General features: G+C 36.1%; 21 protein-coding genes. 16 read left to right on the top strand and 5 right to left on the bottom strand.

Annotated elements, in window-relative coordinates; genetic code table 11:
• The first annotated feature begins 76 nt into the window (after nt 1-76).
• The 8 genes from B5P37_RS04625 to B5P37_RS04590 all read left to right on the top strand — a co-directional run bounded on the left by B5P37_RS04625 (nt 77) and on the right by B5P37_RS04590 (nt 9,561).
• Nucleotides 77-2,917, top strand: coding sequence for a YhgE/Pip domain-containing protein (locus tag B5P37_RS04625; RefSeq protein WP_085237129.1), 2,841 nt, complete (start codon nt 77-79; stop codon nt 2,915-2,917).
• A gap of 267 nt (nt 2,918-3,184) precedes the next feature.
• Nucleotides 3,185-3,817 (top strand): class I SAM-dependent methyltransferase, encoded by a 633-nt coding sequence (locus tag B5P37_RS04620; RefSeq protein WP_240622355.1) that lies wholly within the window; start codon nt 3,185-3,187, stop codon nt 3,815-3,817.
• A gap of 150 nt (nt 3,818-3,967) precedes the next feature.
• On the top strand, nt 3,968-4,696 hold the full coding sequence (locus B5P37_RS04615; RefSeq protein ID WP_085237127.1) for an epoxyqueuosine reductase QueH: 729 nt from the start codon (nt 3,968-3,970) through the stop codon (nt 4,694-4,696).
• 101 nt (nt 4,697-4,797) lie between these two features.
• A complete protein-coding gene (gene nikA, locus B5P37_RS04610) occupies nt 4,798-6,294 on the top strand; it encodes a nickel ABC transporter substrate-binding protein (protein ID WP_085237126.1) in 1,497 nt (498 codons plus the stop codon).
• Nucleotides 6,284-7,270 carry a nickel ABC transporter permease gene (nikB, locus tag B5P37_RS04605; protein WP_085238417.1) on the top strand — a complete coding sequence of 329 codons (987 nt, stop codon included), beginning with the start codon at nt 6,284-6,286 and terminating at the stop codon, nt 7,268-7,270. The genes nikA and nikB overlap by 11 nt, the downstream gene beginning before the upstream one ends.
• Complete coding sequence (gene nikC, locus B5P37_RS04600) at nt 7,267-8,097, top strand: nickel transporter permease (RefSeq protein ID WP_085237125.1); 831 nt, start codon at nt 7,267-7,269, stop codon at nt 8,095-8,097. Before nikB ends, nikC begins: the two co-directional genes overlap by 4 nt.
• Nucleotides 8,090-8,863, top strand: coding sequence for an ATP-binding cassette domain-containing protein (locus B5P37_RS04595; RefSeq protein WP_085237124.1), 774 nt, complete (start codon nt 8,090-8,092; stop codon nt 8,861-8,863). Before nikC ends, B5P37_RS04595 begins: the two co-directional genes overlap by 8 nt.
• Entirely contained in the window at nt 8,860-9,561 is a 702-nt protein-coding gene (locus tag B5P37_RS04590) for an ABC transporter ATP-binding protein (RefSeq protein ID WP_085237123.1), read from the top strand. Before B5P37_RS04595 ends, B5P37_RS04590 begins: the two co-directional genes overlap by 4 nt.
• 102 nt (nt 9,562-9,663) lie before the next feature.
• Here B5P37_RS04590 and B5P37_RS04585 read toward each other — a convergent pair whose 3' ends face one another.
• Nucleotides 9,664-11,856, bottom strand: coding sequence for a bifunctional glycosyltransferase/CDP-glycerol:glycerophosphate glycerophosphotransferase (locus tag B5P37_RS04585; protein WP_085237122.1), 2,193 nt, complete (start codon nt 11,854-11,856; stop codon nt 9,664-9,666).
• Nucleotides 11,857-12,492: 636 nt separating this feature from the next.
• Between B5P37_RS04585 and B5P37_RS04580 the strand changes: the two genes are divergently transcribed.
• Nucleotides 12,493-13,428, top strand: coding sequence for an NAD-dependent epimerase/dehydratase family protein (locus B5P37_RS04580; RefSeq protein ID WP_085237121.1), 936 nt, complete (start codon nt 12,493-12,495; stop codon nt 13,426-13,428).
• A 242-nt stretch (nt 13,429-13,670) separates the two neighbouring features.
• Nucleotides 13,671-16,190: a glycosyltransferase gene (locus tag B5P37_RS04575; RefSeq protein ID WP_085237120.1), complete on the top strand. Its 2,520-nt coding sequence runs from the start codon at nt 13,671-13,673 to the stop codon at nt 16,188-16,190.
• Between the two features lie 84 nt (nt 16,191-16,274).
• Here the strand turns inward: B5P37_RS04575 and B5P37_RS04570 are convergent, their stop codons facing one another.
• Nucleotides 16,275-16,937 carry an NAD(P)H-dependent oxidoreductase gene (locus B5P37_RS04570; protein ID WP_085237119.1) on the bottom strand — a complete coding sequence of 221 codons (663 nt, stop codon included), beginning with the start codon at nt 16,935-16,937 and terminating at the stop codon, nt 16,275-16,277.
• A gap of 408 nt (nt 16,938-17,345) precedes the next feature.
• Between B5P37_RS04570 and B5P37_RS04565 the strand changes: the two genes are divergently transcribed.
• The 3 genes from B5P37_RS04565 (at nt 17,346) to B5P37_RS04560 (ending at nt 19,257) form a co-directional block, all read left to right on the top strand.
• Nucleotides 17,346-17,987 (top strand): hypothetical protein, encoded by a 642-nt coding sequence (locus B5P37_RS04565; RefSeq protein ID WP_085237118.1) that lies wholly within the window; start codon nt 17,346-17,348, stop codon nt 17,985-17,987.
• Nucleotides 17,988-18,140: 153 nt separating this feature from the next.
• The gene (locus B5P37_RS11920; RefSeq protein WP_169710779.1) at nt 18,141-18,278 is read left to right on the top strand and encodes a hypothetical protein; all 138 of its coding nucleotides are present in this window, start codon (nt 18,141-18,143) and stop codon (nt 18,276-18,278) included.
• A 487-nt stretch (nt 18,279-18,765) separates the two neighbouring features.
• Entirely contained in the window at nt 18,766-19,257 is a 492-nt protein-coding gene (locus B5P37_RS04560) for a hypothetical protein (protein WP_085237117.1), read from the top strand.
• 407 nt (nt 19,258-19,664) lie between these two features.
• Here B5P37_RS04560 and B5P37_RS04550 read toward each other — a convergent pair whose 3' ends face one another.
• On the bottom strand, nt 19,665-20,984 hold the full coding sequence (locus tag B5P37_RS04550; protein ID WP_085238416.1) for an ISL3 family transposase: 1,320 nt from the start codon (nt 20,982-20,984) through the stop codon (nt 19,665-19,667).
• 163 nt (nt 20,985-21,147) lie between these two features.
• Between B5P37_RS04550 and B5P37_RS04545 the strand changes: the two genes are divergently transcribed.
• A complete protein-coding gene (locus B5P37_RS04545; RefSeq protein WP_085237116.1) occupies nt 21,148-21,516 on the top strand; it encodes a protein-export chaperone SecB in 369 nt (122 codons plus the stop codon).
• Nucleotides 21,517-22,012: 496 nt separating this feature from the next.
• On the opposite strand, the gene lip is transcribed toward B5P37_RS04545, so the two are convergent.
• Nucleotides 22,013-23,917, bottom strand: coding sequence for a YSIRK-targeted triacylglycerol lipase (lip, locus tag B5P37_RS04540; RefSeq protein WP_085237115.1), 1,905 nt, complete (start codon nt 23,915-23,917; stop codon nt 22,013-22,015).
• Between the two features lie 316 nt (nt 23,918-24,233).
• On the opposite strand from lip, the gene B5P37_RS12245 reads away from it, so the two are divergent.
• Nucleotides 24,234-24,368 (top strand): hypothetical protein, encoded by a 135-nt coding sequence (locus B5P37_RS12245; RefSeq protein ID WP_276307716.1) that lies wholly within the window; start codon nt 24,234-24,236, stop codon nt 24,366-24,368.
• 93 nt (nt 24,369-24,461) lie between these two features.
• Entirely contained in the window at nt 24,462-25,400 is a 939-nt protein-coding gene (locus tag B5P37_RS04535) for a cation diffusion facilitator family transporter (RefSeq protein WP_085237114.1), read from the top strand.
• Between the two features lie 115 nt (nt 25,401-25,515).
• On the opposite strand, the gene yut is transcribed toward B5P37_RS04535, so the two are convergent.
• Complete coding sequence (gene yut / locus B5P37_RS04530; protein WP_085237113.1) at nt 25,516-26,427, bottom strand: urea transporter; 912 nt, start codon at nt 26,425-26,427, stop codon at nt 25,516-25,518.
• Nucleotides 26,428-26,655: the final 228 nt, after the last annotated feature.

The raw sequence follows: 26,655 nt of genomic DNA, 5'->3' as shown, positions 1-26,655 counted from the left end.
ACAATTCATGCACATGTTTATACTACATGAAGGGACGTAAATAATAAAGCGTTTCATTCAATATTGAGGTGAGAAAATGAAAAATGCCATCAAACTTTTTCTGATGGATATCAAAAAAATTGCTAAAACACCAGGCGCCATGGTGCTCATTATCGGGTTAGCCATATTACCTTCTTTTTATGCATGGTTTAACCTTGAAGCAACTTGGGATCCTTATTCAAATACGAATAAAATAAAAATTGCGGTTGTCAATGAAGATAAAGGAGATACTGTACGTCAAAAGAAAGTGAACGTAGGAAACCAAATTGAAGAAACTTTGCATAAAGATCATCACTTCGATTGGCAATTTGTAAGTCGAGAAAAAGCGGACCAAGATTTACGAATGGGAAAATATTACGCAGCTATTTATATTCCAGAAAAATTTACACATCAAGTCACAGGGATTGTCCGTAAAGATCCTCAGCAAGCGGAAGTTGAATATAAAGTCAATCAAAAACTTAATGCGATCGCACCTAAAATGACAGACGCGGGGTCGAGTGAGATTGTCAAAAAGGCAAATGATCGATTCAATGAAACGGTGACGAAAGCCCTATTGGATGAAGCGAATCGTGTCGGTATTAAACTTGAAGATCAGCTGCCAACATACAATAAAGTGAAAGAGGGCGTATATGCAGCGAATGCCGCTTTGCCTAAAATCGAGCAATTCCGCAAAACATTGATTTACTTAGATGAACATCAAGCGGATATCGATGCTTATGCCGATCGCTTTAGAGCATTGGATCAATATAAAGCAGATGCAGTGAATGCGACAGAACGATTAAATCAACTGAATGCGAGTATTCCAGCGATCAATGAACGTGCAAAATTAATCGTCTCATTGAATCAGGCGATGCCAGAAATTGAACGTGTGTTGCAAATTGGGAGTAAAGTGCCTAATCAGTTTCCTACTATAAATAATGGGATCGACCGTGCGATAGAGGGAACGGATAAAGCGCGTGTGCAATTGAATGACATTCAACAACGTTTGACTGACATTGAACAGCGCATCAATGTGTTACAAAACGGTGCCAATCGTACGAATGGCCTACAAAGCGCACCGAATCAAAATGCACCAAGCCACCAGGTGTCGGGGTTGCAACCACAAAGTACAGTTGGTACTGTTTATACGGTACAGCCACTGAGTACAGCGACACAAGGAAATGCTTCTCCGTTACCGGAAGGACACGTCATTTCAAGTGACGAGGCATCGACGTTGACGACAGCTTATCAAGAAACATTACAAAATATGAATCAAGCGATGAATCAACAGCTCGAGGCAACAGGAACAGACATGGATGTCGTGAAAACTTTGAGTTCAGGTATTTTAAGCACCGATCAGCCAAAGCAATTTGAAGTCCCTTTAAGTCATGTGATTGCTCGAATGAACAACGTGAATAAAATGGTTCGAGATTATCGTGATTTCTTATCTCAACTTGAAAAGACCGATCATGTGGACTTGTCTCAACCTCAGTCACAATTGAAAACAGCGCAAGATGATATTCAACAATTGACACAACAATTAAATGCATTAAATGATGCCATCAAGGCGGGGAATTCTGGTGATGCAGAAGCGATGAAGGTATTAAGCAGTATCGACAAAATACAAAGTCACTTTAAAACGTTACCGAACGAGATTCAAAATCAGCTTGCCCAAGCGACAGAGACTTTGGCGCAGAACTTAGGACAAGCGTTAAATCAAGGCGCAACAACAGTAGAAACGGTACAACAACAACTCCAAAATGTGAACCGTGCGATTCGTCAGGGACAGCAAATTTTAACTGAAGGGCAGCAGCGTTTGCATCAATTGAGTGATACATTGCCGCATATAGAAGCTCAGTACATTCAAGCCATCGATGCAGCGCAAGCGTATTTCCCTAAGTTTCGAGAAAAAGTTGCGAAAGCATCGCAATTTGTTGAAAATGATCTCCCTGGTGTAGAATCCCGTATTAGTGACGTGACATCAAACGTCAATAATAAATTACCAAAAGTTTTTGCAGAATATGATCGTTTACGTGAGATTTTAGATACCAATCAACCTCAAGCAAAAGAAACATTGCACCGAGTGGCTGAATTTGCACGAAATGATTTACCGGGTGTAGAGCAAGATTTACAAAAGGCAGATCGTATTTTCAAAGAGCTTGATAAAGCACATACGATTGAAGATCTGATTGATTTATTGCGCAATGATTTGAAAAAGCAAGCAGGGATCATTGCAAATCCAATCGACTTGCATAAAGAAGATATTTTCCCTGTGAAGAATTATGGTTCGGCGAGTACACCATTTTATACAGCGTTATCCATTTGGGTAGGGGCATTATTATTAGTTAGTTTATTAACAACACACAATAAACATGCGACTTTGAAACCGTATTTAACGATACGAGAAATCTATCTCGGTAAGATGGGACTCTTTTTATTAATGAATATCATCCAAGCAACGATTGTTTCGATTGGAGACATTGTTATTCTTAAAGCATCTGTAGAGTCCGTTCCTTTATTCATTGCGATTTCAATTTATTCAGCAATTGTCTTTACAACGATTGTATATACATTAGTTTCTGTTTTGGGGAACCCAGGAAAGGCATTGGCGATCGTTTTACTCGTATTACAAATTGCCGGTGGTGGAGGGACATTCCCAATTGAAGTGACACCACAGTTTTTCCAAAATATTCATCCGTTTTTACCATTCTCGTATAGTATCGATGCATTAAGAGAAGCGGTTGGAGGCCCTGTACCACAGATTTTAACATTTAAATTGACGATGTTAGGTCTGTTTGGCATAGGATTCTTCTTGATCGGTTTGATTGGTAAGCCTTATTTACATCCGTTGGCACAAGGATTAGCTGAAAAAGCTGAAAAAAGTGACGTATTGGAGTAAATAAAGCGATGTACACCTTCAGAAGTTGGATGTTTGATTTTCAACTTTTGAAGGTGCATTTTTAATTCTAAAACAATTGAAATTCAACATGACGTATGCGTTATTGTAAGTTGAATAAAGTCTCATGGATTGTTTTAAAATGCGTTCTCACGTCATTCGTTCTGTTTATTGTCGATAGACGAGGCATTTAAAATTGACAAAATTCAGCGCTTTATTATATGATTCATATCAGAATACTAGGGATTAGGAGGCGGGATTGTGGAATTCATGGATATCTTTGAAAAATGGGCAAAACGTTATGATGAAACAGTTTGGAATACAGGGGATGACAATGAATATAAAGATGTATTTGCCGGTTATTCGGACATGTTAGCAAGTGTCGTTAAACGTGCAACAGGTCAAGTGCTTGAAATCGGTGCTGGGACAGGTAATTTAACAGAACGTCTCATTCGTGCTGGAAAAGATGTCATCGCAATTGATCCCTCTCAAGATATGAGAAAAATAGCGAATCAAAAAGGGATACCGGTGATGGCAGGTCATTTTTTAGATATTCCGATGAAGCACAAATTTGATACGATTGTGTCGACTTTTGCTTTTCATCATTTGAACGATGTAGACAAACAGCGTGCGTTATCCTATATGAAGTCATTTTTGAATGATGCGGGACAAATCATTTTGATTGATACGCTATTTGAAACGGAAGACGCGCGAGAACAGACAATCCAAACATATAAAAATAAAGGAGATATCAATTTAGTTGAAGATTTGCGTACAGAATATTATCCATTAAAAGCAGTATTGACAGAGATGGTCATGAAAATTGGCGGACAAATTCAATTTGAACGTTTGAATCATTTCGCTTGGCAAATGCAGGTGACGTTTGCAAGTTCACAATCATGATGAAATGCGGTGGGGGATTCCCCACTTTTTTAATGCCATTTTTAATTATGACAAATGAAGAGGAAAACTTAATATTGTGTCGGCGATAGCCTTTCCTTTTATGTTATATTGGATTTACTAAAAATATCATACGTTGAAGTGGGGAATTTTATGATTCAAGCGGAACAGATTTTAAATAAGATGAAAAACCAAAAAATTAACTATGACAAAGTATTAAGAAAAATGATTATGAGTTGGCAACGTGAAAACGAGCGGCCTTCATTGTTATTACATAGCTGTTGTGCACCGTGTAGTACATATACATTAGAGTTTCTATCGGAGTATGCGGATATCGCTATTTATTTTGCGAATCCAAATATTCACCCTAAAAACGAATATTTACGCCGTGCACGCGTTCAGGAAAAGTTTGTACATGACTTTAATGAAAGAACGGGCAATCAAGTTCGTTATATTGAAGCGCCATACAAACCACACGAGTTTATGAAAATGGCCAAGTCGCGTGGGCTTACTGAGGAACCAGAGGGGGGCGCACGTTGCTCTGCATGCTTTGGAATGCGTTTAGAAATGGTTGCAGAAGCCGCAGTAGAGATGGGATTTGATTATTTTGGTAGTGCGATTACTTTATCTCCTAAAAAGAATGCACAGTTAATTAATGAAATCGGCTTAGATGTGCAACAATTGTACGATGTGAAATATTTACCGAGTGATTTCAAGAAAAATAAAGGTTACGAACGGTCGATTACGATGTGTCAAGACTATGACATTTTCCGTCAATGCTATTGTGGCTGCGTGTTTGCTGCACAACAACAAGGGATTGATTTCAAAACAATTAATCAACAAGCAAAAATCTTTTTGGATCAACTTGAAAAGCAAAAATAAAGATAACGAAAATAAATAGTTTTAATAAGCAAATACTTTTCTGATATAATATTAATGTTGAGTGTTTAGAAAGATAATAAAAAGAAAGAAGGCGCTTTTAAATGAAATTGAAGCATTCACTCGCCATTTTAACGACAACATCATTATTGTTAGCAAGCTGTGGAACAGGAGAGCGTAGCGAAAATGCTAAAAATAAAGTATTGGATGTGGAAATTCCGCTGAAGACAACATCTATTGCTCCTTATGAAACAGATGTTGCAGTACGTGTTGGTGCAGCGGAGTCGTTATTCAAAGTGTCCAAAGATGGAGAAGTACAGCCTTGGCTCGTAAAAAACTATCAACAAATCTCTCCAGAAAAGTTAGAAATGACATTGAGAGACGATATTAAATTTCAAAATGGGACGCCGTTAACGGGTGAAAAAGTCAAAAAAAGTTTGGAAAAGGCATTGAAAGACAGCCCATTCGTGAAATCGACTTTACCTATTAAAATGATTGAAGCGGACGGTCAGAAAGTGACGATAACGACAACGTCTGCTTATCCTGAGCTTGCATCAGAACTCGCAAACCCGTTTGTGGCTATTTTTGATGCAGATGCAAAGACGGACATCGATGCAAAACCAGTGGGCACAGGGCCTTATCAAGTGAAATCATATCAACGTGCTCAAAAAATCACGTTGGATCGCAATGCGCAATATTGGCGTGGCAAACCGAAATTAGATGGTGTGACCGTTACTTATCAAGAAGATGGAAATACACGCGTCAGCCATCTTGAATCAGGGAAAGCGGATTTAATTACTGATGTCCCTGTGAATCGCGTGCGACAAATTGAAAAAGATGTGCAAACAAAAGTGTCTCATGTCTCAGGTTATCGCACTCAAATGATGATATATAACCAAGAAAGTAAAAAGATGACACGTGAAGTGCGAGAAGCTTTAGATAAAGTCATCGATAGAAAAGGGATTGCAAAAAATGTGTCTCAAGGTTATGCAAAACCAGCAACCGGACCTTTCAACGATCAATTGGATTTTATTCAAAAGCGTCAAGTCGAAAATCAAGATATTGAAGGTGCGAAAAAGTTAATGGAAGATGCGGGCTATAATGAGGCGCATCCATTGAAAATTCAGTTAGTCACATATGAAGGACGCCCAGAGTTACCTAAAATGGCACAAGTCATTCAATCAGATGCTAAAAAAGCGCACATTGATATCGAAATTCGCAATGTAGATGATATTGAAGGTTACTTGGAAAATCGTTCACAATGGGATGCAACGATGTATAGTTTTGGTACAATTCCACGTGGGGATACGGGATACTTCTTTAACCAAGCATTCCATCAAGATGGTTCGACGAATAAAGGGGCTTACCGCAACGCAGAAGTCTCTCGTATGATTGATACGTTGAATCATACTGTTGATAAAAAAGAACGAGAAAAATTAGCGAATGCGATTATCGATAAAGCGGCACAAGATATCCCGGCAAGTTTTATTACGTATAATGATACCATTGACGGTCTGAATAAAGATGTAACTCACTTTAAAGCAACACCTGAAGGCATTTATTTGGTGGACGATAAGGTTGATATTAAAGATGACCATTAAGCGACTATTAACATCTTTGGTGAAAATGGTCATTGTATTGTGGGTCTTGGCAACGATTACGTTCATTTTGATGAAAAGTACGCCAGGGGATCCCGTGAACCAAATTTTACATGTGGGCGATGCCAATGTTTCTAAATCGGCAATTGAAGCCACTCGTGTGCACTACGGGTTGAATGATTCGTGGTGGGTTCAATATGGTCGTTGGCTTGGCAATATTTTGCAATTGGATTTCGGTACGAGTTATCAAACAGGGCGACCCGTCATACAGGAAATCGGCTTCTATACACCGCCCACGTTGACCATTGCGATTTTAACAATCATTGTGGTCATGGCTGTCGCATTGCCGTTAGGGGTCTTAGCAGCACGATACCCGAATGGCCATCTTGATCGAACGATTCGAATCCTGACATCGGTGACTGTGAGTTTGCCATCATTCTTTTTAGGCATGTTATTGCTTCATGTTTTTGCGTTACGCCTTAAAATCTTACCGGTTTCTGGCTATGGTTCTATCAGTCAACTCGTGCTGCCGGTCATCGCCATGAGCGTCGGAATGAGTGCGTACTACGTGCGTCTTATGCGTGCGCATGTCATCGATTTGTATCGCAGTCGTGAAGTGGCTGCATCCAGATTGAGAGGGTTGTCAGAACGATACATTTTTTTTACGGATGTACTAAAACCTGCATTAGTCCCTATTGTGACTATTTTAGGGTTATCTATCGGTAGTTTAATAGGAGGGACTGTCGTGATTGAAAATGTCTTCGGCATCCCAGGACTGGGTCAATTTTTGGTTGATAGTATTCGCGCGCGAGATTACCCTGTGATTCAAGGGATAGTATTGATGCTCGGATTGATGGTTGTACTTGCGAATTTAGCGAGTGATGCGATCGTCTTACTATTAGATCCTAAACAACGTTATATGCGCCAAAGTCGTAATGTAGAAGCGGCAGAAAAGGCAACGTTAGAGGTGTCTTCATGATGCAACGACGACAACTACTTCAATTACCTAAAATGGTTTGGATTTGTGTAGGATATGTTTTTATTTTAATCATTGCACAATTTTTTGTATCATCGAATGCCGCGCTTGAAGTAAAGTTGGATGCACAATTTTTACCGATGAGTCTGGCGCATTGGCTTGGAACAGATGATTATGGACGAGATCTATTTGCGCGATTGATCATTGGGGCACGCTATACGTTATTAGTGAGCTTGGTGACGATCTTGCTCACAGTTGTCATCGGTGTACCAATCGGAATGATTGCTGGCTATTTTAGAGGGAGAATGGAACGCTTAACAATGCGGATTGTTGATATTGGATTAAGCATTCCTGAATTTGTTTTAATTATCGCAATGGCGAGTTTATTGAAACCAAGTATTTGGAACATTGTATGGGCGATGGTGCTACTCAGATGGATGACCTATACGCGACTGACGCGCACAATCGTTGCCAGTTTACGTGAAATGGATTACATTCGGATGGCCAAGTTATATCGCGTATCCACATGGCAAATCATGTTTCGTCATTTTTTACCACACGTGCTGCCATCTATACTCGTAGTAGCGACGGTTGATTTTGGGAAAAATATACTTTATATTTCTTCATTATCATTTTTAGGATTGGGTGCACAACCGCCATCTCCAGAATGGGGCGAGATGTTAAATGCGGGACGTGATTTTATGACCTCGACACCAATCTTATTGTTTGCGCCAGCAGTCATGATTGCGATAACGATTCTCATTTTTCAACTAACTGGGGATGCTTTACGTGATTATTTTACTCAAGAGGAGCATCGAGAACATGAATAAGTTGTTAAACATAAACAATCTAACTGTGAGACAAGGTGTGCATACAAAACTTGAAGCCTTAGATTTGGTGTTGTACGAGTCGCAAGTCAATGTTTTAATCGGGGAAAGTGGTGTAGGTAAAAGTTTGTTGATTCGTGCATTGTTAGGTGCGTTACCCCCTCATTTTGAGATGACTTATGATACGTGGCAATATTGTGGACAAACAATCGAGACATTGAAACCTTATTTAGGGCGACAAGTGGGCTATATATCACAAGATTACACGCATAGTTTTAACGACCATACGACAATAGGCAAACAGTTGATTGGCATTTATCGACAACATTATCAAGTCTCGCGTCAAGTCGCAGCGCAGCAAGTTCAAAAAGCTTTGGCATGGGTAGGTTTAGACCACATCGATTTGTCTAAACGCTATCGTTTTATGCTATCGGGTGGACAACTCGAACGCGTGTTGATTGCAAGTGTCATGATGCTAGAGCCGAAGTTGATTATCGCAGACGAACCGACAGCGGCATTAGATGCTGTGACAGGTCATCAAATCATGACATTACTACATCATTTGGCAAAACAGCATGATGTGACTTTGTTGGTCGTGACGCATAATTTAACACATGTTTATCGTTTTAGTGATTATATCTATGTGATGAAAGACGGACACATCGTGGATGATGGAGATATGAATCATTTTCAATCGACGCATATTCATCCATACAGTGCGTATCTTTTTCGCCATCGAAGTCTACTGAAACAAGGTGAAGTGAAATGATTAAATTAGAACATGTAACGGTCCAATATAAAGAGACACTTGCATTAAACGATGTCTCCTTAACCATTGGCGCCCATGAAGTTGTGGGCATTGTCGGTGAAAGTGGTTCTGGAAAATCAACATTAGCACATGTGATGTTAGGTGAACGTACAGGACAATCTGGAACGGTAACAACGACATTTCAAAGTGCATTGCCCATTTTACAGCACGCAAGCCATGCCTTTAACCCGAAAATGACGCTTGCGAGTGCTTTGAATGAAGCGTTGTCGCATCATCAAGCACATCAGCAACAAATAGTGGATTATCGTGATGATTTAATGGCAACAATGGGATTGTCGCATGCATTGCTACAGCGTTATCCGTCTGCATTAAGCGGCGGACAGTTACAACGTTTTAATGTGATTCGTACATTAATGCTACAACCTGAGTTGTTGATTTGTGACGAAATAACCGCACACTTAGATGTCATAGCAGCAGATCGGTTGGCGGAGCAATTGAAGCGACACGCAGAGAGAACGCAATGTGCCATGGTCGTGATCTCCCATGACATCACATTTCTACAAAAATGGGTATCACGTATGGTGGTCTTACACCAAGGCCAAATTGTAGACGAATTTCCGATTGAAGCGTTATTTGATTCGGCTCGTGTGCCGTACACAAAATCATTGTTATCGCTTTATGAATCAAATGAGACATAAGGGTTGTGCTATTTTAGGCATGCAGAAGAACATATCATAAAAGAGAAGCGCATTTCTGTTTGGAAACGGACAGAAATGCGCGTTTTTAATGATTAGAAACGATTATTTTTTGTTTTTTTTCATACGAGATGACTTTTGAATTTCATCGTAAATGAAATCACCAATATATTGGGCGGCATGTCCTTTTTCTGTTGCACAAAAACGCTGATGAAATGCTTCAATTTGTGGTTGGTAGGTGTGTGCAATGTGATCGATATTTTTTAATCCTTCAATCAGTGACTCAGAATCCGTATATATAGGGCCTGGCAAATCGGTATGATAGTCGATATAAAACCCACGTAAATCCTTAGCATATTTCTCTATGTCATAAGCAAAGAACAACTGTGGTCGTTTTAAAATGCCATAATCAAACATGACAGAAGAATAATCTGTAATCAAGCAATCACTGATTAAATATAATTTTGAAATATCACTATAGCTTGACACATCAATTGCAAAATCTTCGTGATCATGTAAATCAAGTGCATTTGCGATGAGGTAGTGCATTCGCAATAATATCACATAATCATCACCGACAGCTTGTTGTAAACGTGATAAATCAATTTTGAGGTCAAAAGTGTATTGCCCGATTTCTCCATATTCATCATCTCTCCATGTCGGCGCATATAGAATGACTTTTTTATCTTGAGGAATGTTGAGCGCCTGCTTGATATGATGTTGCAGTGAGATATCATTTTGATGCGTGACTAAAATATCGTTCCTCGGGTATCCGATTTCTAAAATTTTATCTGGTGTCATCCAAAAAGCAGATTGGAAAATCTTGGATGAATAGGGATTGGGTGAAATTAAATAATCCCAACGTCGCGTAGCAAGATAGAAATTCTTTTTGTAAAGCGCTGTTGTTGTATTCGGTAAACGTACGGTCTTCATATCGTTTGCTAAGCGTTTCAACGGCGTCCCATGCCAAGTCTGAATGTAGAGTTGATTCGGTTTCTTTTTAATCGATAAAGGGAGTCGTGCATTACTGACCCAAATACGTGCTTTACTAAAAATACGATAATAATCTGCGCTGCCCTTTTGTATTTTTTGAACATGGTTTGGAATCGATGGGTCATCCATATCTCTAAAAATCCAGTAATAATTTAAATGGGGGTATGCGGTTTTCATATACTCATAAATATATTGAGGACTATCACTATAATTTTTTCCACCAAAAGACTCGAAAACGACCACATCATTCTTAACCATCCGTGTTGTATTGAAAAGTTGATACTTTGAGTATGCTTGATTTGGTTTTAACAAGATGATATTTTTAAGCAATCTCAAATCATTTCTTGTACGATTGACTGCAAATGCTAAAGCGTATTGTTGGATTTTGATAAGCCATAATTCGAATCTAAATAATAATTTCTTTTCTTTTTTTAGGACAGGTTTAAGCTTTGGAATCACGTCACTAAGTAATACATGTAAAGATTGATATCTTTCTTGAACATCACTTAAAGAAGGCTCGAATGAACGGCGTATATTTTCTAACATTTGAATAAGTAGTAAGTGACGAACTTGAGGGTTGTCAGCGCATTCAAGTGCATCCATCAAACTGAAAACATAGTCAGTAAAAACATGTTCGAATGCTTGAGATGTTAATTTCGTAGTTGTAAATGGATCATACACTTCTCCAACATAATAAAACGGCGCATTTTCAATATTGATAAATGCTTTGATATGTTTCATATATGCAATTAAAAAAGAAATATCAGAGTATCGTCGTGATTCATGATGGAATCGAATGTGATTTTTATGGACAATTGCAGTATCAAAAATAATATTACACACAGAATATCGATCGATGAACAGACCTTCATTCCCACGAATTGAACAACGTGCTGTTTTGACTTGTTCATTGTCTAATTGAACAGTAGGTAGCTCTGTGAAAGGGTGAATGGGTGCAACAATAGTAAGCGGTTGATTCAAAAGATTTAAATATGTATCTATTGCACAAGGTGTCAATACATCATCTGCATCAAGAAACATAAAAAAGGGCGTTTCTACATTTGAAATACCGTCATTTCTTGCGTGCCCATGGCCAAAATTTTGGTCATGTTTAATGTATTTAATGGGTTTATCATAATGATTCAATTGATTGAAGAGTAATGTTTCGCTTTGATCCGTGGAACCATCATTAATGAGGATTAATTCAAAATTTTGATTCGTTTGAGCAATTAATGATTGAATAGATGCCTCAATGTGAGATTCATTATTGTAAAATGGGACAACAACTGTCAGTAAATGATTCATAATACCCTCCGCATAAATTGTGTCGAAATAAGACTTGAATAAAGTGAGTCAAACAGCATGTTATAAAATTACACTTCGCTTAAAAAGTTTTATATAGTGACATAGCTTGAAAGAAAAATGATGTATGCCTTAGACTTTTTTCTGTTACAGTTATTTTTAGTTATCTTAAGGTATTCCATAGAAAGTGATAATTATTACTGTCAATGTATTTATTTTTAATTTAAAAACAAAATTAATGATAATCATGACACTTTTATGAAGTATAGATTAATTAAAAACGCTTCATTTCTACATTGATAAGGCTTATATTTAAAAATGAGTCTAATGAAGTTTTCGAATGACATCCTTTGTCATTTGTTTCTAAATTTGAAACAGAATAAGTCCTTATGATTAAAGGTAGTGCGCACCTTATGAACATCATCATTATTTAAAAAATATTCTAAGTTTTACACTTCTTTATTTAATTATAAATGCACATTTGTCATCTTCATTTAAACTAATCTTTTCATAATTTACAATTCCAATCAATCATTTTACAATAGATTAATAAAATTTAAAATGTTATAGTTAATTGAGTAAGAATTGACTGCTAGTGGCGATGATTTATTTTTGACCCATACAAGGAAGTGATTAATAATGAAGATTTTAATTACAGGCGGAGCCGGGTTTATCGGCTCGCATGTGGCTGAGTATTTTTTTAAAAAGAATAGTGAAGTGTTTATTGTTGATAACTTAAGTTCAGGGTATAGAGAAAATGTACCGTTTATCGATCATCATCATTTTTTTGATATGGATATACGCGCCTATTCCGAAATGGAACAATTAATTAAGGTGTATCAATTTGATGTCATCATTCATCTTGCTGCAGTGGTTAGTGTTGTTGAGACTGTAGAGAAGCCTGAAGAATCTAATGACGTAAATGTTTCAGCATTGGTTCATTTACTTGAAATTTGTAGAAAATTTAATAAAAATTTGAAAAAATTCGTTTTTGCTTCTTCAGCAGCTGTTTACGGAAATGAAAAGACATTACCTAAAAGCATTGAGAGTTCTATTCAACCAGAGTCACCTTATGCAATTCAAAAGTACAGTGGAGAGCAATATGTAAAGATATATAACAGCTTATATCATTTACCAACTACAGCTTTGCGCTTCTTTAATGTTTTTGGTCCTAGACAAGATCCTAAATCACAATATTCAGGTGTTCTTTCTATTATGAAAAATAGTTTTGATGAAAATAAAAAATTCACATTTTTTGGGGACGGCAAACAAACTAGAGACTTCGTTTACGTCAAAGATATAGTTCAAGCTGTTGATATCGTGATAGAAAATAATGTGACGAATGGGCAAGTATACAATGTAGCTACATCTAATCAGATTTCCCTTTTAGATATTTACGATATTTTTGTGAAATTATATCAGAAAGAAATTGAAACGACACACGCAGCACCGCGTGACGGAGATGTCAAACACTCATATGCTGATATAGAGCCACTCAGAAACATAGGATATCGTTGTAACTATTCGTTAATGGAGGGCTTAAAAGCGTATCTTGAATACGAAAGCAACCTATAGTAATGAAGGTGTAGTTGAGTTTTGTAAAGTATGCTGACAAATTTAAAAGAAGTTTGTCAAAGGTATGCAAACAGTCCTAACTAGAAGTTAAGACTGTTTTTTACTGATATCAAATTGACTACTCATATGTATAGATTTATTAAATGATAGGTTTTTATGGTTCAAATGAATGAGATATGAGAGTTGAAGAAAAAATTCATTTTGAGTTTTATAAGAAGTGATTGAGAAGGAGAAAGTAGATAATGAAAGAAAATATAAAAAAGGTTCTGTCTAATCAACTAAATAGAAAATTCAATTTTTTAACGTCACCTATTATGAAAATGATTAAATCACAATATCAAAAAAAAGTTATTAAATATGCCTCTTTATACGAAACAACAAAGATTAATCCACATCAAATTATTTATCAAGTGAGAGATGGTAAAAGTATAACGGATAGCCCTTATGCAATTTTTTTGAAGTTAAATGGCGATAAAAAATTTAAAAAGTATAAACATGTATGGGTTGTAGATCATCATCGTACGCTTAAATTTTATCAGAAGAAATTAAGCAAATATAAAAATGTCTCTTTTGTCATTAAGGAGAGTGATGATTATCTAAAAGTTTTAACAGAAAGCAAATATATCATTAACAATGCAACGTTCCCAGCATATTTTACTAAAAAACCAGAACAGGTGTATATCAATACATGGCATGGGACACCATTAAAACATATGGGGCTAGATGTAGAAAACAATTTACATGGTTCGCAAAATACAATTAAAAACTTTTTAGCATCGAATTATATTATTAGTCCAAATGCGCACACAACAGAGATTTTCCAGCGTGCGTTTAAGCTAGAGGGTGTTTATAATGGCCAAATACTAGAAATGGGTTATCCTCGAGTTGATTTAACTATTAATACAACAAAGAAAATGGCAAAAAAACAATTATCGCAATATCTAAAAGTGAGCAAGCGACCTATTATTTTATACTGTCCAACATGGCGTGGTGAAGATGTTAATAACCCAGAAGATAGCTTGTTAAATATATTTGAGGAAATAAAACAGCTAGAGAATGCACTGCCTTATCAGGTTGTTGTAAAAGTACATCCATTTGTTTACCATAAGGCTAGACTTTTACCTGAACTCAAGCCCTATTTAGTATCAGATTATATTGATACGAATGAGCTAATGCCTGCGATTGATTTGATGATTACTGATTACTCAAGTATTTTCTTCGATTTTCTAGTTACAGACAAACCAATTGTGTTCTATTCACCAGATTTTGAAGAATACAAAAATAATCGTGGTTTATACATTGATACAACAGAATTACCTGGACCGTTCGCACAAAATATTGACGAAGTGATAGAAGCTATCAGTGAAGAAAAATATGAGAACAATGATATTCATAAAAATTATCAGCGATTTAAAGAACAATTTGTTAATTATGAAGACGGTAATGTTAGAGATAGATTAATTGAAAAGGTATTTTTATCAAATAACCCATCAAATATAAAAGTAGCAAGTCAAGTCGTGAAAGAAAAAATCCTGATATATCCAGGCGGAATGAAAAATAATGGTATTACCACATCGGCAATAAATTTACTGGAAAATATAGATTATGAAAAATACGATGTGACTATATTTCTGGACGATTCAAAAAATAAGGATATGGTTAACAACTTAAAAATGGTCAATGACAATGTGAGAATCATTTTAAGAAAACGGCCTTTACTTGCTTCCTTAAAAGAGAATTATAGAGTTGATTTCACTAGACAGAGGGGGATATACACAGCCTTAGAACAAAAAATCTATCCTACAAAAGTATATGAACGTGAATTCAGGAAAATATTTGGGGATACGGAATTTGACTATGCCATTGACTACAGTGGCTATGCCATGTTTTGGTCGAATCTTGTGTTAGCAAGTGGTGCTAAAAAGAAAATTATTTTATTGCACAGCGATATAAAATCAGATATGGAAAGAACCGTAAATGGGAAGCGCCCACATTATCAAAACTTGAAAGGTGTCATTTCGTTATATCCATATTTTGATAAACTTGTAAGCGTTTCTGATGCAACTAAAAAATTAAACCAATCAAATTTCAATGGTCGCCAGTTGGCTGATAAGCATATTGCATCCCGTAACACGATTAATATTACTAAAATTAACCAACTTATTAACGATGATAATGATCTTTTTGAAAAAGATGGTAAGTCTGTGATAGCAACTGTAGGAGATAATGGAATAGACTCAGTTGAGTTCTCTGAAAGCGACTTTAAGATAGTGACTGTTGGACGCTTATCTCCAGAAAAAGGGTTTGATTTATTAATTAAGGCAGTTGCAGAACTAGTTCCTTCTTATCCAAATTTAAAATTATACATTTTGGGAGAGGGGCCAATCAAAGAATTATTAAAGCGTTTGGTCAAGCAATTAAAAGTAGAACAAAATGTCTATTTTCTTGGACAAAGACGAAATCCTTTCTTTATTATGAAATCTTCTGACTTATTTGCTTTAACTTCACATTATGAAGGACAATCAATGGTAATATTAGAAGCATTGACTGTTGGAATGAATGTATTAGCATCTGATATCGTAGCCAACAGATATGTTTTAGAAGATGGGAAATATGGTGCACTTGTTGAAAATAATGAAAAAGAGATTGCAAAAGGAATTGAGCGTTTTATTAAAGGTGAGGAAAAACAGTTTGTTAAGTTTGATGCTGAACATTACAATAAAGGAACGATTCAAGAATTTTATTCTTTATTAAATGATTAAAGATAAAGATGACTCGTGAAAGTGCCTATACATTTTCACGAGTCATCTTTGAATTAATCAAAATTAGAAACTTTGATTTTCATCTTAAATCCAAGTCACAACGTCTTCTTGACTACGACGTGTTTTTGGACGTTTTGGATCTGCTTCACGATAACCAAATGCCACCATGACTGAAGGTGCAAAATGTGCATCGTCTAGATGTCCTTTTTCAGCTAAAAGCTGAGCAACTTCATCATATTGAAAACCTTCAATCGGGCAAGAGTCGATGCCTAAGAAAGCAGCAGCAGTCATCATATTACCTAGTACGATATAGGTTTGTTTACTTGCCCAGTCCCATAATGAACGCTCACTTTCATATAAGTTAAGGTTTTCATTTTGGAATTTCGTTGTTTTAGCACTCATTTGTTGTGCCATATCTTCGTCCATCTGTTTGACGTCACGTAATAAATTTTGAACGTAGTCATTTTCAGGACGGACATTTTTACGTGCTAAGATGATGACGAAGTGGCTGGCTGTATCGAGTTGTCCTTGTGCCCCCCAACTCATTGGCTTCAGCAATTGACGCAATGCTTCATCTTGGACTACTAAAAATTTCCACGGCTCAAAGCCAAGTGAACTCGGTGAGAGGCGACCCGTTTCTAAAATTGTATTGAAATCAGCTTCATCAATTTTTCGTGTTGAATCGAAACGTTTTGTCGCAAATCTGTAATTAAAAGTATCTAATAGTATTTGACGTTTATCCTCCATGTGTTGCAACTCCTTTGTGTTGTTTCATATAATTACAGTATAGTAAATTTTAAAAATACATAAAAATATTTTGTTTGACAGTTTTAATAGCATTGGAGGTCATATCGATAGGATGTTGATTATGAGCTGACCTTCAAAGGCTCGCCTCAGATTAAAGGGTGACATTTTTATTTTTCTTATCATTAAGGTAATGGTATCGTCGGCATGATTGTTTGTGCATTTTCAGTCAGTAATCAGGCGTGTCTTTGTCTAGACCTATTTATATTTAAAAATATATTTTAATTTTTGTACTTAATTTCTAAAATACCCCTAAAGCTTATGACATATTTTAGAATTTTTATCTATAATACAGAAAATCGTATAGTATTATGATAATATTAAGTTAATCATTTTGAGGAGGCAAAAAAGTTGGTCAAGACAAATCTACCTCTATTCCAACATTTTGACAGGTTACGTAAACAGCCAACATGGAAATTAAAAACGATCATGATGATTGTCATTATGCTCATCCATACATTTTTATTAAAATTTGACACGGATAATACCAAGTTATTAGAAGGATTTGGATACTCGAAAAATGACATTGAAGAGATTCATCAAATCCATTGGTTTGCAGACACATTAAGTGGGCTGATGGGGATTTTGATTAGTTTTTTATTTACTTTTGTGGTATTTATGATGTTTTCAAAAATGCTGAACTCTGATGTGTCAACCCAAGCGATTTTATCAGCATCAGTCAGTCATTCTATTATTGTGACGCTCGTTGCTTTAGTGTTTGTATGTATTCAAATTATATTTCAATTGCCTTTTCCCGCATACAATATTACAAGTTTGAATATTTTTCAACCTGATAATATGTACTTAGCCGCATTTGACCTACAAACCGTATTCAAAGGTTACATTACTTTCATTGTATATTTCGCAACGAGTCGTTTATCATTTCGTGCGGCCTTGTTTCTAGGTGTGCTGACAATCGTGTTAACCATTCTTTTAGCGCTTGGATCAGCAGCATTAGAAGACACAATATTAAGTTTAACAGGAGAGTTATAGTGTCAATCATTGGTGAACTGTGTTTTCAGTTATGTTCAATAATTAACTAGATAATCCAGAATTAAAATAAGCCACCCTTTAACATTATTAGTTAGAGGGTTTTTTATTGGTGCGCCCGGCATGGGTAACACCTTGACGGTGAAAGTCCAATAGTTGGAACTGTTAGCGAAAGACAAGGGTATCCATTGCGAAGTGGAATCTGAAGAAAGTCGGACGCAAACACTCATCTTAACGAACAGAAACATCATACAAGAAGCAATTAAACATGTGATTGAACCTGGCATTGATTGAACATTTTCAAATCATAGCCCTAGTTTCAGACTGACTATGGCAGCAAGAAGAAATTTAATAATTGCCTTAAAACAGATAAAGAAACGAAATAGCGCAGGTACTTTTAAAGAAATGATCACATAAATTAATCAATTGACACGAGGCTAGATTAATTATTTTGTTAGAGGTTTTATCAGAGGATTCATTGAAGTTGTGCAATCACGGAAAAGATATTGGCGATGATCAAAAACACACGAGGTTCATCGTGCGCATACAACAAAAAAAAGACACCTCGATTATTTGCTTTCCGCCATTATAAGATATGATTGTAAACGTCAATTTTCTGTACAAATGAATGGGGCCTCGTCAACCTTAGAAAAATTTTGTTTGACTGTATATAAATGAAAGGCTATATCAGTGAATAGGAGTTTGAAAATGTAAAATTAGGCCTTATAAACTACCATTTTACTTGTATTATTATAGTTAACTTTTTATAAGGAGTATCACTATGTGTTTCAAAAAAACTTTTAGAGGCTATCATGGTACGGATAAAAAACATTATGATTCTTTGGAAAAAGATGGCAAAGAATTCCCATTTAAAAAATTACCTCCTGATTTAGGGAATGGACTTTACTTTTTCATAGATAGGGTAAATGAATTAGGAGAGGCGATTGAAAATGCAGAGAAATACTTATTTAGGTGGAAACCGAATTACAGAGAAAAGATTATTGTTGAAATGGAATTAGAGCTTGATTCAGATAAAGTTTTAGACTTAGATGATCGAGATAATCAAAATGCTTTCAACTTATTTATTGATGGCTTAGTACTTGAACTAATGATAAGAGCGTATAGTATAGATGTAAAAGCTATCTTGAAAGAAACGTACACGCAGTTTGATATGAGTAAACAAAGAAAAAGGTCTAATATTCCAAACGGCAAAGAGTTGTGTTTGAGAGAATATAATGCGATAAAGAAAAAAAGTGTGTGCAAAGAATTGTGATAATATTATTTGCAATGGAGTGATGTAGTATGGGTTTGAAACTAAATAACTATATTAATGACAAGAACAGAAAAATGGATAAAGAAAATATAAGAAAACATTTGATAAGCATACTTCCATCTGAGTTGTTAAAAGTTAACTTTTAACAACAAATTCAAAGTAGTGAAAAACTGTATTCAAATCAAACTAAATATTTCTCTTTTATTTCTTTAACAATTAACCATAAAATCAAGATAAATGATATTACTAGCGGTTTAGGGTATAAAAAGGATATCAAAGATTCTAGGAAATTTGATATTGATAAAGGGTTAGGAGTCGCATCATAATGGCTAGTATAGGCTTTAAAAATTACAATTTCAAAAATTTTAGGGCTCTTTGTCAACGTCGGTTGGTGAAGAAATATCGTACTAAGTGGCAATTTTTTGTTGCTTAGTACGTTTTTTATATTCACTTACGTATAACCTTGAAATAATTAAAATCCTATTTCTAAAGTTATAAAAATTTCTATAACCATAAGAGACACGCTTAATAAGCTTTATTTTATTGTTAATACCTTCAATTGGACCATTGGTCAAATGAGGATTTTGAATCGTATTTGAAATATAAGGTATATATTTTATGAGTGTGTTAATAACACGTTTGAGTCCATTTGAAATATTTAAACTCTTCGAACGTTGTAATGCTTCCTCTAATTGTTCAATGTTATTTGATCTTAGGGTTTCTAGAATATGATGTCCTGCTTCATACGTTAATTGGAATTCTTCATCAAAAGTTAACAAGAATTGTACTAAACTATACTGACTATGCCATGTATTAAAAAGTCTGAACGAGTGATAATGGACTCTGTCTAATTCAATTGGAGATTTTAATAAAAGCTTCCAATACCGTTTTAATTTATTGTACTTGGGTTTTTCTTTAGTCTTAAAACTATTCATTGTTTTAACGCGACTGTGATTGATTTCACGGTTAACCGCTTGAACAATATGAAAACGGTCTAAGATAATATCTGCATTGGGAAATAATGATTGAATTAGCGACATGTATGGTGGATACATATCAATAGAAACACTTTTAACTCCTTCACGCTGCTTTCTTGAGAATCTTAAAAAGTATTCTTCCAACTTGAACTTACGTCGATCTGGCAAGATATCAATAATATCATGCGTGATACTATCACAGTATATAAAGCTCATAGAGCTGTCGACATCATTAGTTGACTTAAATTCATCAAAGGATAAATGTTGGGGCAATATATCACTAGGTTGTGTTTTTACTGCTTCCCCTAGGTCTTTCAAATACCGATGAACAGTTGAAGGTGAAACTAAAACACTATTCGCTATATCTTTTTCAGATATGACAGTGGCGAGCTTTCTCGTCACCATTAGTTTTACGTCATTAGAAATTGTACAACGCGGTTCTATATATGGTGTTTTAGCCGTAAAAGTTTGACCACAAGCTTTACAATAGAAGTGTTGCTTTTTTAACACAAGATAACTAGGCCTTTCAAGAATAAGCCCCATATACACTCTTGTACTGCGAAAGCCATTTTTAATAACTGTGTGTTGCTCATTCTTGATACCACAACACTCACAACCTTTAGGTTGATAAGTTAAAACCCCTTTATAAAACAATGATTGAACGTTCTTGAAGGTTTGAATACCTAAACATTCAGTGATTTTTAAATTTGATACTTTTATTCCAATCATTTCTGATATATCATTATACATAGGCACGAATATCTCTCCTTAATTTGTTGGTTTTGTCACTTACAATTATAGAGATATTTGTGCTATTTTTGTATTTAAAACAAAAATAACGGCCAGTGAAAAACTCACCAACCGTTAAAAGTATAGAACCAATTTTAGTTATAAAACGAATGAAAATTTAGATTTGGAAAACACTGACAGATTTGAAGTTGAAAGTGACTTTTCTGCAAAAGTTGCTTTTGGAGAAGAGCAGGCATATATTATAATGAATTGTCAAATAGGTAACGATGATAGTCAGTGTCCGTTTATTATAAATATAGAGTTAACTGGTATATTTGATATTGAATTTGAAAAAGAAGATGAGCGGGACATGGAGCAACTAAAGCAACTACTTTCTCAAAATGCTGTTGCAATATTGTATCCTTATATACGTAGCTTAGTATCTGATATTACTTCAAAAGCTAATGCATTTGACACTTTCATTATGCCTGTAGCTAATATAGCTAAAGCTATGAAAGAGAATAATAAAATTGAAATTTTAGAGTTAGAATAGGTACGAATTTACGTGAGTCATCACTCCCAAATGGTGGCTCATTTTTTGAATAATTTAAGTTTTTTATGAGGTAATGTAAATTGATAGGAAACATATAGCCATCAAAGTATTGATGTAGGTATAGTACATTAATAGATTTTTTTATGATGGATAGACAATGTTGACTTGCGCGGATGGATGGTTCGAGTCAGATTGTCAATCAAGTAGAGACGTTTAAAACCCGAGTGTCGACTTAAGTTGAAATGTATCGACGGGACTCACGTCTCTCTTGATCGCAATCATCTCGTCCAATTTATTGAAAAAGTGTTGTAAAGTCTTATTAGCACTTTAACTATTGTTTGATTTTTGATATTTCAGTACATGCTTTGTAAACGATTTAGGTTGAAATTGGACGATATCGTCGTGTGACGTTTTAAAATTTAAAAATTACTCTAAGTACTTTGAAAAACGACATTAACAATTCCAATGGTGTACCGCTCATAAATATCGCCTCCTTTTACGCTGTTAGATCTTCAGATTTCACTATATCTTCAGCAAGATTGTGCCAGAAGTCTTTTAATTCTCCTTGTGTTCGCTTCAAGTCAGAAGCATCTTGTCCAACGAAATCGACATGATCCCAATCGTGTTTGACTGGTGTGACTTGCCATACGCCTTTTTGAATCGTATCAGTTGCTTCTACCCAAGCTTGATTGTACGGATGTTGTGATGAAGTGACAGAGACGAGACCGTCATTTTCACGCCATTCTTTTTCGGCGGCTTTACCAATCACATTTCCAGTGAGTATGAATGGGAAGAACATATTGTAGTCTGCTTTTTGTTTGCCGCCAATTGCTGAATGTGTAGCTTCTCCAGTGTATGTTTTGTAAACGATATTCGGATTGAGACTCGTATGTTTATTGAGTTCAGTGGCACCTTCACGTGTTAAGTCATAGAAGCCATTGTCTTTTGTACGCCATAATTGGTCATTGTTTTTGATACGTTCAAAATAGGCATCAAGTGATTCGTTCGGTTGACGTTGAAGCCCCCATTGATTTAATCCGAAATCAACGCGTGCATTGTTTTTAGCCAGTAATTTTGCAACATCAAACACGACTTGACGAATGAATGGCTCATTACCGAGTTGATCGGCTGCATGTGTCCCGTTATGTGGTGTGCCTAAAGTCGTAATAGAAGCGACCATGCCATCTTGTCCACCAGCAAAGAGAGGTGAGATATCACCACCGTGTGCTTGTTGGTAGGCCCGTTCTTCAGCACTCCCGTGACGTAATAGTTCTTCTAATTGTCGAATGGTTTGACCTCCCATACTATGTCCAATGAGGTGAACCTTTTGTCCAGGCTTCCAATCTTTGTAAATGCCTTCATACGTTTTACCGTAACGTGAATGACCGTATTTTTCAGCATGTGCGGCACCGTAATCAACAGTTCCCCCTTTAATGTAATAATAAAGTTCTACTGCGCGATCATAGTTACTACCGAATGCACTCACGCTTGCTTCATAAGTGTTGTATCCATTTTCATCTAAATCTTGACGAATATTGAGTTTATCGCCACCCCAATAATGTGACAGAACGGAAGGGTTAATATCATCTGTAAATCCACTGAATCCATGGACTAAAACGATAGGGAATTTGTTTTTATAAAACCCTTGCTTGGCTTTTTTATCTGCTTCTGTTTGAATTTTTTCAGCTTGGCGCTGTTGGTTTTGAGGTTGTGTTGTTGCAACAGCTTGTGTCTGAATGGATTTCAAATCATCAGATGTCGGTGGATTTGAATCTGTTTTTGCACTTGGATTTTTGTCGACCTGACGTGCGGTCAAACCTTTGACTGCGTCCTGTGTTGAGAGCGTGTTGCGCTCATTTTCACTATTGTCGATTTTAACGACAGGTTGAGAAACGGGTGCTGAATGGTCTTTAGCAACACGTGTTTCGTCCTGTTGAACGTTTTTTGTCTCTGCTGATTCGTTACGATTGAGGTCGGATGCTGTCGCTTCAGCAACTTTTGCTGATGCGTTCGTTGTAGACTTTTGTGCACCATCTGTTCCTTTTTCAGTAACGGCTTTCGCTTGAGGTTGCTCTAGCGTTAATGAATCTGAAGACGGTTGTTCTTGATCCTTAGAAACTGCAGTGGCTGGTTGTGGGCGTTCAACTGACTGGTTTGACTCTGTGGATGTATGTAATGTTTTTGCAGTTGAAGATGGCGTCTCCTGTTTTTGTGTAGCACTAGATAATGTGCGTGCTACTTCGTGATTCTGTGGAGTTTGCGGCGTCTCTTCTGCCGTTTGTGCTGCATCAGCGAATGCAGGTGTATGTGATAAACCTATGAAAAATAAAGACGCGATAACGACTGATGATGCCCCATTTTTAAATTTACGAATACTAAAAAGTTGTTTCTTATCTTTCATTTTTCCACCCCTTTTTTATCTCTATCTTTGGCTGGGTTACACAAAAATATTGACGATGAGTCGTGGTATGAATTCAAACAATTTGCTGATGAATGCTGCCATTGATACCCCCCTTTTTTGGTCTTGAAAGCGAATGAACTGTAAAGGCTTTCAATAAGATTAGTGAAAGGATACAATAAATTTAAAAAATTGTCAAAACTATTAATTCAAAAAATAATCTTATTTGAAAATTCTTTTAAAAAGTCAGAAATTACGTTTGAGAGAAATGTTGAGTCGGGTATGTTAAAATAAAAAAGAACTTGGAGGCTTCTTTCAGATGAAACCATTTTACAAAGTTTCAGCATACATCTTTGGTGGGATAGCAATCGTAGCCCTATCTCGTTTGATGTATCTCACATATCATCAATATCAAGTCGATAAAAGTTTAGTTAACGATGAATTTATGGCATAATATTTAATATCAAAAGAGGTGAATGCGACGCGTGTCGTATTCACCTCGCATCGTTTAAAGGGATTGAGAAAAATTATCAAGGGAGGCGAGACAATGGCAAGTAGACGTTATTTTCATCATGTCGAACATCGCAAAACACAGTCACATTCAAAAACGACGCTGTGGTTGTCGTTAGTGATTACACTCTTTTTTACAATTGTGGAATTTGTAGGGGGGCTATTATCTAATTCTTTAGCGTTGTTGTCAGACTCATTTCACATGTTGAGTGATGTGATTGCATTAGGTTTATCAATGGTGGCTATTTATTTTGCAAGTCGTCCACCGACAGCACGGTATACATTTGGTTTCTTAAGATTTGAAATTATCGCGGCATTTTTAAATGGTTTGGCACTGGCGTTGATTTCTGTGTGGATTTTTTATGAAGCGATTATACGTATTATATTTCCTAAACCTGTAGAAAGTGGTCTGATGCTTTTTATTGCGACGATTGGGTTGATTGTGAATATTGTGTTGACCATTATTTTGATGCGATCGTTAAAAAGTGAAAACAATATTAATATTCAAAGCGCGCTATGGCATTTCATTGGGGATTTACTGAATTCTGTAGGGGTGATTGTCGCAGTCGTATTGATTTATTTTACAGGTATTCAGTTAATTGACCCTATTTTAAGTATTGTGATTGCAGCGGTCATTTTACGTGGGGGTTATAAAATTATGCGCAACGCGTGTTTAATTTTAATGGAATCCGTACCTGAGCATTTGGAAACAGATGACATTATTGAAACGATGAAATCCGTAGAACAAGTGTTGGATGTGCACGAATTTCATTTGTGGTCTGTTACGACAGAACATTATTCGTTAAGTGCGCATGTAGTTTTGAATAGTCGGAGTAGTGAGGATGCGTATCGCACGATTAATCAATTGGAACGATTGTTGAAGGAAAAGTATGGTTTAGCCCATACAACTTTGCAAATTGAACATCTCGATATAAATCATTTGGATGAGACGTATTTTGACACAGTAAAGCCATAAGAAAATAAAGAACAGATGGAGTCAATAGGGTAGCTCTGTCTGTTCTTTATTTATGGTTTTATGGATATGCATGTATGATGAATATCGAAAAATGATGTCCCTTGTGGGCATTGGTTTAATGACTTGAACGCGTGTGTGCTTGTCCTGCTAACAAGAGTGTCCACGTCGTTAAAATGAATGGAAATGTTAATGCAGGAATACCAATTGGTTCTAAAAATGTAACGGTTGCCGCATACATCATAGGTGTCATCACCACAGTTAAAAAGAATGCCAGTACAGGATGGAGATGATTTGATGCACGGAATGTTACACCAACGGCAATGACTGATAGCATTAAGTTGAATCCAAAGAGCCCTTCATTTAACGTTGTGATATCTGCGCCAAAGAAAAATTCGAGCACTAATCCGAGTAAATTGGCAAGAAGTATATAGATTCCGGCACGTTTTGACGCAATCCAACATGCAATGACAATGAGGATGCCACTTAATGTATGTTCGATTAAAAAGATTTGACTGACATTACTAAAAAAAGCATGAAATGGGTGAAAGGCCGTGTTTAAGTTCACATGTACATCTGCCGTCAACGGTAATAGGTTGACGTTCGTTTTAATAAACTTGAATTGTTCGGACATCAATAAAACAACCCATGTAATCAAGACGAAAGGTGTTGTCAATTCGGCGAGACGAAACGGTTTTAAAAAACTTTTGAGTGCTTGTGCAATCGGCATAGCGAGTATGATGCTCACGATAATGACGAGTAAACTTTGCCACGACCAGAATAAGAACAATGTTAAATCAATCGCAATTAAGACAGGATTGAAACCAGCGAGCCCACTTTGAATTTCTTCCTCGGTATAATTGAAAAAGTGAGCAGTTAAAAGACTGATGAGACTTCCTATCATTGCTGCAAGTCCGATTTTCCAATTACCAATCCATAACGCAATTAAAATCAACAAACCGGTCAAACTATTTTCTAACAAAACGACTTGAGAGATGTTTTTGAAAAAGGGATGTATCCATTTTGACATTTTGTTCACTTCTTTCTTTATGCTAGAGACTCGATATGATGTGTTCGAGTACGAGAGTGATGGTGCGTGTTACTGAGACAAGCAGCGAGCGGGCCAATGTGATGGCTCAAAATAAATTTGTTACACCACTTTATCATTTTAACACTTTGTTTTTCAAAATAACAACTATATTAACATAATATTTATTTAGTGAATCGTTGGTTTTTTCCATGTATAATAAGTCGTTTT

It is taken from the genome of Staphylococcus lutrae (assembly GCF_002101335.1).
Classification (GTDB): Bacteria; Bacillota; Bacilli; order Staphylococcales; family Staphylococcaceae; genus Staphylococcus; species Staphylococcus lutrae.
This window is presented reverse-complemented; position numbering and strand designations above follow the sequence as displayed.